Origin of the sequence: Streptomyces sp. NPDC012935, assembly GCF_042900345.1 — a bacterium.
In the GTDB taxonomy this organism is placed as follows: Bacteria; Actinomycetota; Actinomycetes; order Streptomycetales; family Streptomycetaceae; genus Streptomyces.
Genome location: NZ_JBIBBC010000010.1, coordinates 23,660 through 40,964, shown reverse-complemented (window position 1 = coordinate 40,964; position 17,305 = coordinate 23,660). Strand labels below are relative to the sequence as shown.

14 protein-coding genes are annotated in these 17,305 nt (G+C 68.5%); 3 read left to right on the top strand and 11 right to left on the bottom strand.

Annotation, left to right across the window (positions count from 1 at the left end):
• Positions 1-119 precede the first annotated feature (119 nt).
• Genes ACFY5C_RS23840 through ACFY5C_RS23830 form a run of 3 tightly spaced genes read right to left on the bottom strand, consistent with a single transcriptional unit; the run spans position 120 to position 4,015 of the window.
• Positions 120-1,319 carry a phosphomethylpyrimidine synthase ThiC gene (locus tag ACFY5C_RS23840; RefSeq protein WP_389447285.1) on the bottom strand — a complete coding sequence of 400 codons (1,200 nt, stop codon included), beginning with the start codon at positions 1,317-1,319 and terminating at the stop codon, positions 120-122.
• A 22-nt stretch (positions 1,320-1,341) separates the two neighbouring features.
• Positions 1,342-1,896 carry an NUDIX hydrolase gene (locus tag ACFY5C_RS23835; RefSeq protein WP_389447283.1) on the bottom strand — a complete coding sequence of 185 codons (555 nt, stop codon included), beginning with the start codon at positions 1,894-1,896 and terminating at the stop codon, positions 1,342-1,344.
• Positions 1,880-4,015, bottom strand: a complete 2,136-nt coding sequence (locus ACFY5C_RS23830; protein ID WP_389447281.1) for an ATP-binding protein — start codon at positions 4,013-4,015, stop codon at positions 1,880-1,882. The genes ACFY5C_RS23835 and ACFY5C_RS23830 overlap by 17 nt, the downstream gene beginning before the upstream one ends.
• 209 nt (positions 4,016-4,224) lie before the next feature.
• Here ACFY5C_RS23830 and ACFY5C_RS23825 point away from each other — a divergent pair, with 209 nt between their 5' ends.
• Positions 4,225-4,977: a hypothetical protein gene (locus ACFY5C_RS23825; protein ID WP_389447279.1), complete on the top strand. Its 753-nt coding sequence runs from the start codon at positions 4,225-4,227 to the stop codon at positions 4,975-4,977.
• Between the two features lie 55 nt (positions 4,978-5,032).
• Here ACFY5C_RS23825 and ACFY5C_RS23820 read toward each other — a convergent pair whose 3' ends face one another.
• The 7 genes from ACFY5C_RS23820 to xylB all read right to left on the bottom strand — a co-directional run bounded on the left by ACFY5C_RS23820 (position 5,033) and on the right by xylB (position 13,678).
• Positions 5,033-5,467, bottom strand: coding sequence for a hypothetical protein (locus tag ACFY5C_RS23820; protein WP_389447277.1), 435 nt, complete (start codon positions 5,465-5,467; stop codon positions 5,033-5,035).
• A 423-nt stretch (positions 5,468-5,890) separates the two neighbouring features.
• Positions 5,891-7,414 (bottom strand): aldehyde dehydrogenase, encoded by a 1,524-nt coding sequence (gene adh / locus ACFY5C_RS23815; RefSeq protein ID WP_389447275.1) that lies wholly within the window; start codon positions 7,412-7,414, stop codon positions 5,891-5,893.
• A gap of 144 nt (positions 7,415-7,558) precedes the next feature.
• Positions 7,559-8,836: a GAF domain-containing protein gene (locus ACFY5C_RS23810; RefSeq protein WP_389447666.1), complete on the bottom strand. Its 1,278-nt coding sequence runs from the start codon at positions 8,834-8,836 to the stop codon at positions 7,559-7,561.
• A 118-nt stretch (positions 8,837-8,954) separates the two neighbouring features.
• Positions 8,955-9,554: an N-acetylmuramoyl-L-alanine amidase gene (locus ACFY5C_RS23805; protein WP_389447273.1), complete on the bottom strand. Its 600-nt coding sequence runs from the start codon at positions 9,552-9,554 to the stop codon at positions 8,955-8,957.
• Positions 9,555-9,655: 101 nt separating this feature from the next.
• Positions 9,656-10,666, bottom strand: coding sequence for an acetamidase/formamidase family protein (locus ACFY5C_RS23800; protein ID WP_389447271.1), 1,011 nt, complete (start codon positions 10,664-10,666; stop codon positions 9,656-9,658).
• 333 nt (positions 10,667-10,999) lie between these two features.
• Complete coding sequence (locus tag ACFY5C_RS23795; protein WP_389447269.1) at positions 11,000-12,208, bottom strand: ROK family protein; 1,209 nt, start codon at positions 12,206-12,208, stop codon at positions 11,000-11,002.
• Positions 12,209-12,232: 24 nt separating this feature from the next.
• Entirely contained in the window at positions 12,233-13,678 is a 1,446-nt protein-coding gene (gene xylB / locus ACFY5C_RS23790) for a xylulokinase (RefSeq protein ID WP_389447268.1), read from the bottom strand.
• Positions 13,679-13,870: 192 nt separating this feature from the next.
• On the opposite strand from xylB, the gene xylA reads away from it, so the two are divergent.
• Both xylA and ACFY5C_RS23780 read left to right on the top strand, forming a co-directional pair.
• Complete coding sequence (gene xylA, locus ACFY5C_RS23785; RefSeq protein WP_389447266.1) at positions 13,871-15,037, top strand: xylose isomerase; 1,167 nt, start codon at positions 13,871-13,873, stop codon at positions 15,035-15,037.
• A 396-nt stretch (positions 15,038-15,433) separates the two neighbouring features.
• Positions 15,434-15,760, top strand: a complete 327-nt coding sequence (locus ACFY5C_RS23780; protein WP_389447264.1) for a hypothetical protein — start codon at positions 15,434-15,436, stop codon at positions 15,758-15,760.
• Positions 15,761-15,801: 41 nt separating this feature from the next.
• Here ACFY5C_RS23780 and ACFY5C_RS23775 read toward each other — a convergent pair whose 3' ends face one another.
• The gene (locus ACFY5C_RS23775; RefSeq protein WP_389447262.1) at positions 15,802-17,166 is read right to left on the bottom strand and encodes an esterase-like activity of phytase family protein; all 1,365 of its coding nucleotides are present in this window, start codon (positions 17,164-17,166) and stop codon (positions 15,802-15,804) included.
• Positions 17,167-17,305: the final 139 nt, after the last annotated feature.

The following is a 17,305-nucleotide window of genomic DNA, read 5'->3' as shown; positions in this document are numbered from 1 at the left end:
CATCCCGCCGAAACCATGGGCCGTCGGGCCGCCCGGCAGCCTGACGGCCCGTGGTGCGACAACTCCGGTCAGGAAAAGAAGACTTGCTGCCGTGCGGCCGCGAATCCGAAGGAGTTCACTCAGCTCTGTTTCCGCACGGCGGCTCCTGTTCGGACGATCGGGCATGAGCTGCCACACATGGAGCAGACCTGACCGACGTGATAGCCGGCCGCTGCGACGATGCGCTCGGAGTCGTCTGGGTGCAGGGAGAGTTCCACCATCCGTGGCCAGTCGTTGGCGTTGCGGGCCCGCGACATGGCTGCGTCGCGTGTCAGGTCACCACTGAACGCGATCCACCCGGCGTGTAGCGCCACTTGGAATGACCTGATCGACCGCAGGAGTTCCTCGTGTGTCGGCAGGTGGGAATGTTCCCCGGCGGTGAGGCAGGCGATGAACGACGTGCCGTGCATGGCGGCGACGGCGGCGCCGATCGCTCCTGCAACGTCATCGTGTCCCATGGCCACGTCGGTGACACATGGCCCCAGAGCGCCGAAGGGGGCGCCGTCGAGCACGGTTCGTGCCAGCGTGCAGTACTCCGCTATGAGGTGGAGCGGTACATGCCCCATGAGCTCAACAACGACGTCGACTCCACGCTGATGCGCGCGTCGTGCCAACTCCCCCTGCCGGTGGATCTCGTGGATGTGACTCGCGCTGAGGGCGTCCACTACGCTTCCGGGCCGCGCGGTCGTTGCCAGGCTGATGGCAACGTGTGCTTCCGCGCAGATGTCCAGGATCTCGTCGAAGACTTCCTCGTAGCAGTTGGGTCCTCCGGTGTGGGTGGAGATCTCGTTCACCATGGCGCCGCCACGGCTGGTGACAGGGATGATCCGACTGGTGACCTCCTTGTCCCGTACGCCCGCGCTGGTGCCAGTGGCGTGGATCGTGATGCAGTCGACTCCGTCACTGACATGTTCCTGCACCACGCGCAGCGTTGCGTCGCGGGCGTCCTCGCCTGCCTTGAACGCACGGTGGATGTCATAGGTCGGAACCGTCCGGACGGCCACAGGCAGCGATTTCAAGATCTGGCGGCGCAGAGTGGCGTCGCCAGATGTTGAGACGTCCGTGACGATCCGCACACCGAGCCGCGCCGCCTCTTCTGCTTTCGCGAACTCGGTGTCCACGGACGTCTCACCCGGTGTGATCCCGATGATCACATCCAGCAGTGGAGCGTAGGCGGCGCCAATTGGTGCCCCCTCGATGTCGTGCCCTGTGCTGCGGATGACGAAGGAATGTGCCGACTGCGGATCGCCGCTGGATGCTGCGGGCTGCTGTGGGTTCATGACGTCCTTCACATGAGGCCGGTCATCGATCGATGGATTTGAGTTTCTGTGTCAGTCCGGGGATCAGGTCGTCGAAGCTCTTTTTCCATGCGAACCCTCCGATTTCGGATACCTGGAGGTGGAGTTCGGGTCGGTCCACCAGGAATCCGAAGCAGAAGTCCGCGTGCCAGTGGGCCGGCTCGTTCTTCTTGGGGTTCGCCGGAATCTGGTAGAGGCCGATGTCCAACGGCTGCCGCTCGTTGAGTTCGGCGCCGATGGCACTCCGAGGAATTCCGGTCTCCTCGACCAGTTCACGCACTGCCGCAGCATGCAACGAGGGGTCGGTGAGTTCGAGATGCCCTCCGGGCAACAGCCATTTGTCCAAGGGCCGGTTCAGGATGAACAGCACGTCTCCGGACGAGTTCAGGACGGCTGCCCCGCACGTCACGTGTCCGCCTCCCTGGAACTCGTACCGCCCACACAGTGGGACGTCATCCTGGAGTGCGGCGGTCAAAGGTGCCAGACCCTCTGTCTCGTCGGGCCAGTGCGTGAGGTACTCACGTACCGTTGATTCGATCTGGCTATTGCGAACGGCCACGACTGTTCCTTTGTGTGTGTTTCTCAATTTTTTGCTCAACGGTGCGAGCCTCGGCACGGCCGGAGCTACTCAGTATCCGCGCGCTGGCGCGCCAGGCTTCCAATGCCTGGTTTTCCTGACCCTGACGGTATCGGATGTCACCGAGTAAGTCGTACGCCGACGCCTCGGATATCCGATTGCCCAGTTGTGATTCCAACGCTATCTGCTGCTGCGCATACAAGGCTGCATCGAGCAGTTGGCCCGTGGCTATGCCAATACGAGTCAGGTTCTGCAGCACCAGTGTCTCGCCGTGCGGATTGGCCAGCGAGGTGAAGAGCGCTAGGGCTTCACGGCACTCCTGCAGAGCAGCTTCTGCGCTGCCGGCCCGGAAATGGGCCCATCCCAGGTCGCTGAGGGCGCGGGCCTCCCGCGCTCTGTTTCCCTCTGCTCGCCACAGGGGTAACGCGGCCTCCGCGTGGTGAAGCGCCGCAGCCAGATCGCCCTGCTTGTCGAACATGAAAGACAGTGCGTGATGCGTGGTCGCCTGACCGACTCTGTCGTCGAGGCCGGTGCAGATGTCCAGAACTCTCTGGTGGCACTCGCGAGCCTCAGCAAACTCGCCGAGTCTGGCCAGCGCGCGGCCCAGGCCCCGTAAAGCCTTGGCCTCAGCCGTGGGGTCTCCGAGGTCTTGTGCCCCATGCACCGCCAACCGTTGCATGCGGACGCACTCGTTCCATTGCGAGCGCCAGTAGAAGTAGGTATTTGCTGCCCACGCCAAGCGCCAAGTATGGGCATGGCAGCCTTGTGCGGAAGAGGTCTCGGCGGCGTGCAGGATGTTGCGGTGTTCGTCGTCGAACCAGGTGAGCGCCTCGTCGTATCGGCTCATGGCGGGTATGTGGACGTCCGCCGTGGGCGGGTCGAGGCTGATCATCCGCCGCGGCGGGTCGAGGAGATGGTCCGCCATCGCGCTCGTGTGCAGGTAGTGGTCGAGTAACCGCCTGACTGCAGCCTCTGTGACGCCGGGGTCCTCGTGCTGGGCCTGTTCCGCGGCGTAGACCCGGACCAAGTCGTGGAAACGGTAGCGATGTGGTCGGTACTCTTCGATCAGGTTGGCTCGCGCGAGTTCTCCAAGGGCGCTCAGGGCGGCGGGCATCCGGGTGCCGATCAGACTGGCCGCTGCGCCCAGGCTGATGTCCGGACCGGCGAAGAAACCGATCAGCCGGAACAGCAGAGCGCTTTGGTCTGACAACCCCGCCGAGGACCAAGAGAAGACCGCACGTATGTCGTTCTCGATCTCGCCGAGGTTGAAGTAGTCCAATCTGCTGGACTCGTCGTTCAGTTCGTCAGCGATGTCCGCCAGCTCGAACCCGGGTCTTGCGGCTGCGCGTGCGGCCACGATCGACAATGCGAGCGGCAGTCGCGCACAGTTGTCGACGAGGGCACGCGTCGAGGCCCGATCGGACATCACTCGGCCCGAGCCGAGATGGGCTCGTAGAAGCTGCTCGGATTCCGTGAGTGACAGCGGTGCCAGCTTGATGACTCTTGCGCCGAAGTGGGCAACGAGACTCGTCAACTCGGTTCGGCTGGTAACGATGACCATGCTGTTGGTTGCGGCTGGGAGCAACGGTCGGACCTGTTGGACCGAGCGGACGTTGTCGAGCAGGATGAGCGCACTCCGGTCGGCCAGCAGACTGCGATAGAGAGCTTCCTGAGCGACATACGTGGGCGGAATCTCGCGCGGCGGCACGCCTAATGAGTTCAAGAGTTCGTTGATTGCGCTCTGAGGCTCAACCGCGGGGAGTTGCGGGTCGAACCCACGTAGGTTCACATAGAAACTTCCATCGGGGAATTCAGCGGCATTGCGATGAGCCCAATGGACCGCAAGACTCGTCTTGCCGATCCCACCCATCCCGTCGATAGCCACGATTGAAGGGGTACCGCCAAGGCCGGTCTCTCGGTGAGCCCACACATCCGACATCGCTGCTTGCTCGTTCGCTCTGCCGGTGAAACGTGGATTGGCCGGCGGCACCTGCTGCGGGACGACCTGCACGCGTGGAGACTCACGGATGGCGATATCGCCCTGAAGGGTGCCCACTTGGACCAGATGCCCGAACACCGCGCCGGCCGCCTCGTTGCGCACGTGCTGCTCTGGGTGCTCGGGGTGCTCCGGGTGCGCACAGTCATGTGGCGGAGGCCCTGCTTCCACAAGATCACCCCGCATCCCCGGCTGGTCGGCACGACCACCCGTCGCCCCACAGGTGCTGCGCGCAGCGTCTTCCCCGACTCGCTGCCAGGTATAGTACGCGGCCCCAAGCCGAATACAATGCCATGTTCACTCTTGGGGATTAGGTGCACGTCGACGTTTTTGATCGCGAGGCGGGGATGACTCAAAAGATCGTGATCAGTGGCCTCACGGCCGCAGGCAAGACAACGCACACGAAACTGTTGGCCGAAACGCTCGGTTTCCGCGCGGTGCACTTCACCGATCTGCTTTTCCGAGAACTACAGGTGGAAGCAGGCTCGTCTGATCAGATCTGGTTCAGTCGACTGCGCGAGATCGAGTCAATGCGCGCGGGCGGGTCCGCCGATCGCCGGGCGGATGAAGCCATCGGTGCTCTGTTGGACGCCGACGAGCCGATGGTGGTGGACGCAGTGCTCGCACCCTGGCTGCATCCGGGTCGGCAGATCAATGTCTGGCTCGGTTCGGATCGGGCCTCGCGCGCCTGGAAGTGCAGCGTCTCGCGGCTGCCTGGTGTCATCTCCACCGACGACAGCCTGCGCCTGCTCGACGAGAAGGACGCATTCACCCGCGCCTATCTCTGGCAGGAGCGGACAGTCGACCTCTACACCGATCGCTCCTGCTTCGATCTTGTACTGGACAACTCCCACCTCATCGGTGAACCGACCCTGGATGCGGCCCGCAAGGGCATCGAAGAGCTGCACCAGGTGTTGCTGGCCTATGTCAACTGGCGGCTGCAGCACCAGGACGACGCCCTGCTGGAACTCGTGGACACCGCCGCCCCTGGACTGGCTGCCGTCGTACGTATGGACGTCGACCGGCTCACCCTCCCACAGACCGTCTTGGCTTCTCGCCGGATCTGACTTCGTGCCGTCGACCGTTCATGCCGCCGAGACCTGCGTTGTCCACAGCTTCCGCCTACCGCACCTTGTCGGAGGCGCTGTGGATGAAGACACGGAGCGATTCGCGGGCGACTGCGGTCTTGGTGTCCAACTCGCCTCTGGTATCTGCTCGGTGGATGTCGCTGGCGACCTGGAAGGTGGCTTCCGCGAGGTCGAGAAGTCCGGCGTCGTCGACGTAGAACGCAATGCCGTTGATGGCTTGCCGAGCCACGCCACGCAGCCTGTGTGCCTCGACCCGTGCTGCCCGGTGTTCGGGGCCTTCTGGGTTCTCGTCCTGGCGGTGCCACCAGTCCTGTTGTCCACGGATCGTCTCGGTGATGGCGCCGGTGTAGGCAAGAACGGCGGCCTTGCGCTCACTCCGGTCGGCGGACTGCCGTTGGAGGACGTAGCCAAGCAGGGCACCCATGAGTGTGCCAGCAACGGCGACGAGGCTGATGAGTACTTGGTCCACCCGCTGATAGGAGCATGTTGGGCGTGTTCCCGGCAACGCCAAGGGGTGTCGCCCCGGGATCGGCATCCAGTGGTTCGAGCCCGGCATCCCGCATGATCAGCACCAGATCACGTGAATCCTTCCGATGACGTCCGTCGCCACCCGGGCCTCCTTCTCAAGTGCCCGCTTCCGGCGTGAGGATTGCCCTCGGGTTTGTCGGGCTGTCGGCGGTTCGGGTGCTGCTTTCGGGTGTCGGCGGGTCATTGCGTGAGCGGGCGGCTCGTGGGGTGATGTCCTTCGGCGTTCTTGGTCCGCGACTGCTCCAGGGGGAACTCGCTGGATGTCAGACAGCAACGCACTGAACCCACTTGATGCCGGCAGGTACGTGTCGTGTCGGGTTGCCAGGAGCGCAACCGATGCCTCCTGGCAACCCGACTTCACGCTCTAGAAGAAGCCAAGTTTCCGAGGGCTGTAAGAACAAAGAATGTTCTTCGTCTGCTGGTAGTGCTCCAGCATCATCTTGTGCGTCTCACGCCCGATCCCCGAGCCCTTGTAGCCACCGAACGCCGCGTGCGCCGGGTAGGCGTGGTAGCAGTTCGTCCAGACCCGGCCCGCCTGGATCGCTCGGCCCGCGCGGTACGCGGTGTTGATGTCGCGGGTCCACACGCCCGCGCCGAGGCCGTACAGCGTGTCGTTGGCGATTTTGATGGCGTCGTCGAAGTCGTCGAAGGACGTCACCGAGACGACCGGGCCGAAGATCTCCTCCTGGAAGATCCGCATACGGTTGTCGCCCTCGAAGATCGTCGGCTGAACGTAGTAGCCGCCCTTCAACTCACCGTCGTGCTCGATGCGTTCGCCGCCGGTGAGAACCCTCGCGCCTTCCTGCCGGCCGATGTCCAGGTAGGAGAGGATCTTCTCCAGCTGGTCGTTCGAGGCCTGTGCGCCGATCATCGTGTCCGTGTCGAGCGGGTGGCCGCTCTTGATCTGCTCGGTGCGGGCGACCGCCGCCTCCATGAACTCGGCGTACTGGCCGCGTTGGACCAGCGCCCGGGACGGGCAGGTGCACACCTCGCCCTGGTTGAGCGCGAACATCGTGAAGCCTTCGAGCGCCTTGTCCCGGAAGTCGTCGTTCGCCGCCCAGACGTCGTCGAAGAAGATGTTCGGGGACTTGCCGCCCAGTTCCAGGGTGACCGGGGTGATGTTCTCCGAGGCGTACTGCATGATCAGCCGGCCGGTCGTGGTCTCACCGGTGAACGCCACTTTGGCCACCCTGGGGCTCGACGCCAGCGGCTTGCCCGCCTCCACGCCGAAGCCGTTGACGATGTTGAGTACACCGGGCGGGAGCAGGTCGGCGACCAGGCTGAGCCAGTAGTGGATGGAAGCCGGGGTCTGCTCGGCCGGCTTGAGCACGACCGCGTTGCCGGCCGCCAGTGCGGGGGCGAGCTTCCACGTCGCCATGAGAATCGGGAAGTTCCACGGGATGATCTGCGCGACCACACCCAACGGCTCGTGGAAGTGGTACGCCACCGTGTCGTCGTCGACCTCGCCGAGCGACCCCTCCTGCGCCCTGATCGCGCCCGCGAAGTAGCGGAAGTGGTCGATGGCCAACGGGATGTCAGCCGCCAGCGTCTCGCGCACCGGCTTGCCGTTCTCCCAGCTCTCCGCGACCGCCAACTGCTCCAGGTTCGCCGCCATCCGGTCGGCGATCTTGAGCAGGATGTCGGCCCGCTCGGTCACCGACGTCCGGCCCCACGCGGGGGCGGCCGCATGCGCCGCGTCGAGCGCCCGCTCCACGTCCCCCGCCGTGCCTCGCGCGATCTCGGTGAACGGCTGCCCGTTCACCGGCGACGGGTTCTCGAAGTACTGCCCCCCGATCGGCGGCACGTACTCACCGCCGATGAAGTGGTCGTAGCGTGCCTGGTAGGAGACGATCGCACCCTCGGTGCCGGGCGCCGCGTAACGGGTCATACTGCTCTGCCTCCCGAAGAAGCGCTGCCCGCCGTTGGGCAGCTCTCGGCGCGAGGCTAGGGAAGGCGAGGTTGCAACTACGTTGCGCGCGCCTGGGGTAGGGCCAGTGCGCCGATGGCTTCTGCCGAGGGCCGGGAATCGGGGTCAGCGGGCCGGGCGGCGCTCCCGAGCGGGCGGTGCCGTGAGTTCGGACTCCAGCGCGGCCAGCCGAGAGCGGACGGCCGACGTCGGACGCACCGCCGCGAGGGCCCGCCATACTTCGAGGTCGTCTTCGCCCCACGGCGCGTGCGCCCAGTCGGCCAGCAGGTCGGGATCACGGCGGGCGATCAGCGCCGTACGGACCCCGTCCGCGAGGCGCCGCCGGAGCCGCATCACCGCCGGTGCCTGGGAGCCGGGCAGCAGCGGGCCGGTGTATGCCATGGCCGCGCCGGTCACCGCACCGGCATCCAGCCGGCGTTCGACGACCGTCACGTCCGAATCGACCGGCACTGTGAGCCGGTAGGGCCGGGAGCCGAGCAGCCCCGGGGCGAGGATCCGGCGCAGGCGGGCCAGTTCGGCCCGCAGGGTCACGGGCGTCACCGACTCGTCCTCGTACAGCGCACACAGCAGTTCGTCACCGGTCAGCCCCTCCGGGTGGCGCGCCAGCAGCACCAGGATCTCGCTGTGCCGGCGGCTGAGCCTGACCCGGCGGCCCCCGATGCGCAACTGCGCCTCGTCGCGGCCCAGCGCGCACAGCTCGGGCGTGTCGGTGGCGGACACCTGCGGGGCCAGCAGCGCCAGTTGGGACTCCGCGGCACGTGCAACCGCCTGCACGAACCCCAGGCTGTGCGGATGCGCGAGCCTGTCGCCGCCGGTGATGTCCACCGCCCCGAGCACCCGCCCCGTGCGAGGATCGTGCACGGGCGCCGCCGCACAGGTCCAGGGCTGCACCCGGCGGATGAAGTGCTCGGCCGCGAACACCTGCACCGGCCGGTCCACCGCGACAGCCGTGCCCGGCGCGTTCGTCCCCACCGCGGTCTCCGCCCACCGCGCACCCGGCACGAAGTTCATCCCTCCTGCCTTGCGCCGGGTCGTCGGATCGCCTTCGACCCACAGCAGCCGGCCGTGCGCGTCGCACACCGCGAGCAGATGCTCCCCGTCGGCGGCGAAGGTGCCCAACAGCTCCCGGAACAGCGGCATCACCCGCGCCAGCGGGTGCTCAGCGCGATAGGCGCCAAGATCGCCGTCCGCCAGCTCCACACTCGCCGTCCCGTCCGGACCCACGCCCGCCCGCGCCGAACGCCGCCATGAGTCGGCCACGACGGCACGCACCGGCTTCGGCACCGTGCCCACCTCGGTGAACGTCTCATGAGCATGACGCAGCACCCGTACCCTCTCGGCAGGGTCGGCCCCCGGCTCCAGAGCCACCCATGGATCGGTCAACTCGGCCTCCCGGAAGGCGATGCGGCTGAGGACATCGTCACTCCGGGTGCGCACCCGGACAACCTTTTCGACCCGGGTCACTCGAACGACGGCCCCGCCGGTGGCAGCCTGTGCACCCTCAGACCGCGTTGACCAACCGTATGTAGCGCTCCCAGTCCCAGTGCGGGCCGGGATCGGTGTGGTCCGTGCCCGGCACCTCGTGGTGCCCGATGATGTGTTCGCGGTCCTTCCGTATGCCGTGCCTGGTACAGATGGCAGCCGTGAGCCGGGCAGACGCCTTGTACATGACGTCGGTGAAGTAGGAGGGCTCGTCGACCCAGCCCTCGTGCTCTATGCCGATGCTGCGTGTGTTGTGCTCCCAGTTCCCGGCGTGCCAGGCGATGTCGGCCTCGCGGACGCACTGTGACGTGTGGCCGTCGGCCGACCGGACGACGTAGTGCGCGGACACGTGCTTCCTGGGGTTCTCGAAGACGAACAGGGTCTTGGGGTAGGTGGTCTGCGTCACGTGGATGATCACCCGATCGACAGGACGGGCCGCTGGGCGCTTCGCCACCGTGTAGTTGGCCGTGCTCGCTGGGCGCCACACGGCGAGCGCGTAGTCCGGTGCGGGGACATGCGCACCGGCCGGTCGCTCGGGGAGCAGGACATACGGGACGGCGGCGAGTGCGGTGCCTTGGAGGATCAGCCGACGGCTGGGGCGTGGTCTTGCGCGTTCCAAAGGGGTTGCCTTTCAGGGTCGGAGGATTGCCTTTCAATGTCAGCAGTTGCGCCTTCGGCGCAGAGTGGCCGGGGGATCGGCGGTCGAAGCCGGCCGGGCGCTCACCTCAGGGCCGCCGCCGTCTCCCGAAGTCGCGCGTGCACTCCGCGGTGCGTCTCGCGTACCGGCAGCCACTGCTTGCGGATCTTGGCCACGCACGTGTAGTTGGTGTCGCACACGTTGGCCAGCGGTGACTCGACGGCCTGGGTCGCGAACTGGTAGGCGTCCAGCTCGCTGAACCCGTAGTCACGTACCAGCCACTGCACCAGGTCGAGCTGGGATATCCGGAACGCGTCCTCCAGCGGCCGGGCCGAGCCCGTCGAGATGATGTGGGTGTCCGACTCGATGCGGGGCCAGGGTGTTGCGAGTCCCTTGAGCAGTTCGACGACGACCACGGTGTTCATCGCGCACTCGACCGCGATGCCACAGGTCTCGCCCTCGCCCTGCCTGGCGTGTCCGTCGCCGAGACTGAGGAGCGCGCCCTCGACGTTCACCCCGAGATAGCAGGTCACGCCCGCCCGCATCTCGGGCGTGTCCATGTTCCCGCCGTGCGTGTCGGGCACCAGGGCAGAACGCACCTCCAGATTGGCGGGAGCGACCCCCACGGTGCCGTGCATCGGGTCCATGGGCAGCTCCGCCTCGATGTCACTGTCGTGGGCCCGGAACAACGCCGTGCGTCGTGTCCCGTCGAGCTGCCAGATCCAGACGGTCTCCGGGAGCGGCGGTTGCAGCGTGGCCGTGGTGTGCGTGGAGGTGAGCGCGCCGAAGAGGGGGACTGTGGTCGACGCGGCCCAGTCCCGGGCAGGTTCGATCGAAACGAAGTGCACGGCGACGGTGTCACCGGGCTCGGCGCCCTCGATGTGGAACGGTCCGGTCTGCGGGTTGAGGTAGGGAAACTCGCACACCTCGGACACCAGGTCCTTCTCCGACCGCACCCGCCCGGCGAAGCAGTCCTCCGTGTACAGGTCGAGAACCGTGCCGGGCGCGATGCGGGCCACAGGCGGTGCGCCGCCGAACGTCCAGGCATACTCGCCGGGATCGGGGCGCACGGTCAGGATCCTGGGGTCGCTCATCGCTGCACAGCTCCGTTCTGCGGAAGGCCTGTGGGACAGGTGGGACACATGAAGCAGGTGGGGAATGGAACCGATCGCGCGCCGCGCCGGAGCCCTGCGCTGACTGCGGCTCGCGTGAATCACGTTACGGCGCCGGTGGGTTGGGCAGAAGCGAGCGTCCGTTTCCGTGGACAGCGGCAGGATTGTGGATAACTCGCTCACTCACACGAGTGAACTCAGTCTGGAATCGGGCCCATTGAGAGATCAAAACCGGGCCCGCTGTGGAATCGAAGCAGCCTTGCACCGCCGGACGCCCAGGAGTGGGCCTGGGCCCGGGCCCGGCTTCGTCGGGATTCACGCCCGCTCCGCCACCACCGCCGGATCGTCCAGCACCGCCCGCACCACGGAGTGCGCCGCCCCCAGCAACGGCCCCTCGGGACCCAGTCGCGACACGGACACCGGGCAGGCCGGCCCCGCGGTCCGCCGGTCCAGCTCGGCTTCCAGCGATGGCAGCAGCCAGGGCGCCAGCATGGCCAGCGCGCCACCCAGCACCACGCTCTCCGGGTCCAGCAGATTGACCGCGCCTGTCAGCGCGATACCGAGCGCCGTTCCCGCGCCGTGCAGAGCGCGCCGTACGTCCTCGTCACCCTCGGCGGCACGATCGGCGAGCAGGCCGACGCGGTCCTCGCCCGGCTCCAGCCCGGCCGCGCGCAGCACCGCCTCCTCGCCGGCGTACTGCTCCAGGCACCCGCGCCCCCCGCAGGGACACTCGGGTCCGTCCGGCTGGACCGGCACATGGCCCAACTCGCCCGCAAAACCGTGCGTCCCGCGCAGCAGCCCGCCGTCCACCACCACCGCCGCACCGATGCCGATCTCCGCCGACACGTGCACGAAGTCGCGCGGAGTGCCGTCGCCGAGCCAGAGCTCGGCGAGCGCGCCGAAGTTGGCCTCGTTGCCCACGCTCAGCGGGAAGTCCACGGGCAGCAGACCGCCGAGGTCAGCGTCCCGCCAGGCGAGGTTGGGGGCGCGCACGACCGTGCGGGCGTCCCGCGCCACCAGACCCGGCACAGCGACCGCCAGACCGGCGGGCCACAGTCCCTCGTGCTCGGCCTCCGCCACGACCTGGCGCACCAACTCGCCGAGTTCCGCGAGCACCGGTGCGGGCGCACGGCCCCGATTCGTGCCGTGCCGCACCGCCCTGTACCGCACCTCGCCACGCAGATCGACCGCGCAGACGGCGAGATGGTCCACGCCGACCTCCGCCCCGATCCCGGCCGGACCGCGCCCGCTGACGGCCAGCGCCGAGCCGGGGCGGCCCACCCGGCCGGGGCGCTCGGGACCGAGTTCCTCCAGCAGGCCGGAGCGGATCAGCTCGTCGACGAGGGTGGACACCGCCGCGCGCGTCAGCCCGATACGGGAGGCGACGGCGGCACGCGAGAGCGGACCCTCGGCGCTGACGGTGTGCATCACCCGGGCGAGATTGCGGCGACGCATGCCCTGCTGAGTGTCCGGCAGCGCGCGCCCGGCTCCCGTCGGGTGGGCCTCGTGCAGCGGTGCGGTCATGCCTGAGTCAATCCTCGTCAGTCCTCAGTGAGCCTCGGGGTTCCGCTCCAGCAGCGGGGCCGCGTCGGAGAGTACCCCGCTGATCCTGGCCAGCGTCTCGTCGTCGCGCTCCACGGCGTCCAGCACCGGCCCGCGCGTGGTGTTCCAACGCCGGGCGACCGCGGCCGGATCCTCGCCGGTCAGCAGGCCGGCCGCCTGAGCCGCGGCGCCGAGCGCGACCAGTTCCCTGGCCTCGGGGACCTGCACCGGGCGCCCCGACAGCCGCCGTACGGTCTGCTGCCAGGCTGTGCCCCGCGCGCCTCCGCCGATCAGCAGCAGCGGCGCGGAGCGGTCCGCGTCCTCGTCCAGGACCAGGTCCAGGGCGCCGAGCAGCGCGTGGACGACGCCGTCGTAGGCGGCCTGCAGGAGCTGGCCGGCGGTCGTGTCGTGACGGAGGCCGTGCAGCAGACCGGAGGCGTTCGGCAGGTTCGGGGTGCGTTCGCCGTCCAGGTAGGGCAGGAGGGTGAGGCCGGTGGTGGGTTCCACGGCCTCGCGGTCGAGACCCAGCAGGGTCGCGAGGCGGTCGACGGCGAGCGTGCAGTTCAGGGTGCAGGCGAGCGGCAGCCAGTCGCCGTGCGCGTCGGCGAAGCCCGCCACGGTGCCTGTCGGGTCGGCGGGGCGCCGCCTCGACACGGCGTACACGGTGCCCGAGGTGCCGAGGCTCAGTACGGGCATGCCGGGCCGCAGGCCGAGGCCCAGTGCCGCCGCAGCGTTGTCGCCGGTGCCGGGCGCGACCAGGGTGCCCTTGGAGAACGGCAGCTCGTGGCTGTCGCGCACGGTGCCCGCGATCTCGCCGGGCCGGACCACACGGGGCAGCATCGCCGGGTCGAGCCCTACGCGCGCGAGGATCTCCTCGTCGTACGACTCCGTCCCCGACGCCCACCAGCCCGTGCCGGAGGCATCGCCGCGGTCGGTGGTGCCCTGCCCCGTGAGACGTTCGGTGAGGTAGTCGTGGGGGAGACGCACGGCCTTGGTGGCCCGGACGGACTCCGGCTCGTTCTCCGCGAGCCAGGCCCACTTCGTGACCGTGAAGGAGGCGGCCGGAACGGAGCCCGTGCGCTCGGCCCAGAACTTCGCGCCACCCATTTCCTCGGTCAGGCGACGGGCCTGCGGCGCCGAGCGCACGTCGTTCCACAACAGGGCCGGACGCACCGGCTCACCCCGGTCGTCCAGCGTGACCAGGCCGTGCTGCTGCCCGCCGATCGACACCGCCGCGGCCTCGTGCGCGGCGTCGCCGCACTGCCTCAGCGCCTCGCGCAGGGCGTCCCACCACTGGCGTGGGTCGCTCTCGCGGCCGACGCCGGAGGACACCGTGTGCGGTGCCTGGCCGCTCGCGACGACCTGCCCGGTCGACGCGTCGACAACCAGTGCCTTGGTGGACTGGGTGGACGTGTCCACGCCGACGACGAGCGGACCCTCGGCTGCTGACATCGGGCTCTCCCTTTTCCGCGGCTCTGCGGGAACCGACCTGCTGTTTCGAGGGTGCCCGGTGCGTCACGACCCGGACCTCACCCCTTCGGGGACATCTTGTCCCTTCCCAGGGACGCGTCGGCATACTAATTTGTAAACGGCCATGACGAAATAGTCGTAGCAAGCAGTTGTCAGCAAGCGAGGAGCCGCGGCATGAGCTACCAGCCCACCCCCGAAGACAGGTTCACCTTCGGCCTGTGGACCGTCGGCTGGCAGGGACGGGACCCCTTCGGCGACGCCACCCGCCGCGCCCTCGACCCGGTCGAGACGGTGCAGCGCCTGGCCGAGCTCGGCGCCCACGGCGTCACCTTCCACGACGACGACCTGATCCCCTTCGGGTCCTCGGACACCGAGCGCGAAGCGCACATCAAGCGCTTCCGCGAGGCCCTCGACGCCACCGGCATGAAGGTGCCGATGGCCACCACCAACCTCTTCACCCACCCCGTCTTCAAGGACGGCGCCTTCACCGCCAACGACCGCGAGGTGCGCCGTTACGCCCTGCGCAAGACGATCCGCAACATCGACCTGGCGGCCGAACTGGGCGCCAGGACCTACGTCGCCTGGGGCGGGCGCGAGGGCGCCGAGTCCGGCGCCGCGAAGGACGTTCGCATGGCTCTCGACCGCATGAAGGAGGCCTTCGACCTGCTCGGCGAGTACGTCACCTCGCAGGGCTACGACCTCAGGTTCGCCATCGAACCCAAGCCGAACGAGCCGCGCGGCGACATCCTGCTCCCGACCGTCGGCCACGCGCTGGCGTTCATCGAGCGCCTGGAGCGCCCGGAGCTGTACGGCGTCAATCCCGAGGTCGGGCACGAGCAGATGGCCGGGCTCAACTTCCCGCACGGCATCGCGCAGGCGCTGTGGGCGGGCAAGCTCTTCCACATCGACCTCAACGGCCAGTCCGGCATCAAGTACGACCAGGACCTGCGCTTCGGCGCCGGCGACCTGCGTGCCGCCTTCTGGCTGGTCGACCTCCTGGAGAGCGCCGGTTACAGCGGGCCCCGCCACTTCGACTTCAAGCCGCCGCGGACCGAGGACCTCGACGGCGTGTGGGCGTCGGCCGCGGGATGCATGCGCAACTACCTCATCCTCAAGGAGCGTGCAGCCGCCTTCCGCGCCGACCCGGAGGTCCAGGAGGCCCTGCGTGCCGCGCGCCTGGACGAGCTGGCGCAGCCGACGGCGGCGGACGGCCTGAAGTCGCTGCTCGCGGACCGCACGGCCTTCGAGGAGTTCGACGTCGAGGCGGCCGCCGCGCGCGGGATGGCCTTCGAGCGCCTCGACCAGCTGGCGATGGACCACCTGCTGGGTGCGCGCGGCTGAGGCCACGCGCGTGTGCCCGTCCCGCGTGTGACCCGCCTGTTGAGAGGCAGTCGCACGCGGGACGGGCAATGGGTACCGGTGATTGATGCCGGTAATCGACCGGTCTCAGCGCGGAATGTTCCGGAACTGTGTGCTCCACGGCGTGGGCCCGTATCAACTCCCGCGAGAGGCTCGCATCCTGACCGGTACGAGGCGAGTCTTGTCGGTATGGCCATGCCGCCCGTACCTCCTCAGCCGCCTGGACCGCCTGGTGACACGCCGCCGCCGGGCGGTGGCTTCGGACCGCCTCCTGGAGGCTACGGTCCTCCTCCGGGGGACGGTGGCCCACCCACGTACGGTGGTTGGCCGCCCCAGGAATCGCCCGACGGAGGGGATGGGCCAAGGCGGCGGAATCCGTTGTTCATCCTGCTGGCGGCGATCGTCGCCGTCGGAGCAGTCGTGGCTGCCGTGGTCCTGATGGCGTCCGGGAGCGACGGCTCGCCCGACGAGAAATCGCCCGCCGAGAGCACCAGCAGCTCGCCCAGGCCGTCCTTCAGCATCCCGACGGGGCTCCCCAGCAGGCTGCCGAGCGAACTGCCGACGTCTCTGCCCTCGGGGTTCCCGACCGACCTGCCATCGGGATTCCCCACCGACCTGCCATCGGGATTCCCCACCGACCTGCCGAGCGGCTTTCCGAGTGGTCTCGAATCGCTGCTCCCGTCACTTCCGGACGAACTGCCCTAGGGAGTCCCTGGCGTCTGCGGCGGGCGAGCTGCCTCAGGTCGTCAGATGCCGCGCGGCAGCCGCACGTAGATCACCGACGTCTCGACACCGCTGTCGACGAGCCTGCCCTGGGCGTCGAACGCGCCCTCGCCGTCCGTCATCCCGAAGTCGTTGTCGTTGATCAGAGCCAGCGTGCCGCGGTCCACGCGGGCAACGCCCTCGATCTTCCCGGGCACGCCCTCGACCGTGCCCAGGTCGACGACCAGCCGCTTGGACAGGACCGGTACACCCGATCCCGCCGGGTCGTCGAGCTGCTCCAGCGACGGAGACGTCGTGTCGTCGTCCCAGGGGCCGCCGAGGATGTTCGCCGCACGGTCCAGACGCACCAGGTGCAGCCGGGCGGCCTTGTCGGTGCGCTCCTCGACCAGCAGCCGGTTGCCGCCTACGGCCACGACCGAGGAGATCTTCAGCTCGGAGGTGTCGTCCTCGCTCGGGTCCACCACGTTCACCGGGTCGAAGCGGTACGCGTACTCCGCGGTGACCGCCTTCTTCTTCGGAGAGAAACGCAGCAGGCGCGTGGTGCGCGAAGCCTCACCGGCGTCCGTGTCCGGCAGGGACAGAGGGCTCTGCACGGCCATCACCAGGTCGCCGCCGGGCAGTTGGGCGAGCCCCTCGAAACCGCGGTTGATCTTCCGGTGCAGCAGGACTGAGGGCAGTGCCTCCACCACCGGGTAGTCCGCGCCGGTCAGGTCGAGCCCCTCGGGGACGTAGCGTGTGAGGACCTTCCCGCGCGCGGAGACGTGGACCAGGGAGGGCCCGTACTCGTCGACGAGCCAGAAGCTCCCGTCGGCGGCCCGTACGATGCCCTCGGTGTCCAGCCCGTTCGGGTTGTACGCCTGAGGCGTCCGCGCGTCATAGGAGTACGGCGCCTCGTCGCGGCTCTCCTGGTTCGGCAGCCCGGTGACAGGCCTCCCGGAAGCCGTCGTGATCGGGATCGCGTCCAGCACCCGCACGGTGTCTCCCGCCACGCGGATCTTCACGATCGCCGGGTCGAAGCCGGGCACGGGGAACGTACGCCGCTTCGTGCCGTCCACCTTGATCTGGCCGTTGGGGCCGCGGTCGGTGACGGTCCAGAACTCGCCCTTGCGACCCGTCGGGTAGATGTCGCTGCCGATGCCCCCCAGGTCCACGCCCCGGTCGTTGCCCACGCTGCCGGGCAGCAGTGCGTTGCTGAACGCGCCGAGCGGGATGTCGCCGAGCGTCGCCGTGTGCACGACGTGGGCAGCGCGGCCCTTGCCGGCGATGCTGTCCTCGTTCCCCGCGCCCGCGGCGGGCCCGGCGGCCGCGAGCGCCGCGATCACGGCGAGGGGTACGCCCCCGGCGACGAGACGTTGAGCGTGGCGCCGGCCGGTGGCGTGCGGGGACATCGGGCCTCCTGAGGACCAAGTTGTCTGACAGCGGCCAGATTTGAAGCTCGGGCGGAACGCCGTGCGACTGCGGGATGAACGCGGGGCGACGGCCGCTCGTCGAGCCGAGGTCGGTCTCGTCGAGCCGACGTCGCCCTCA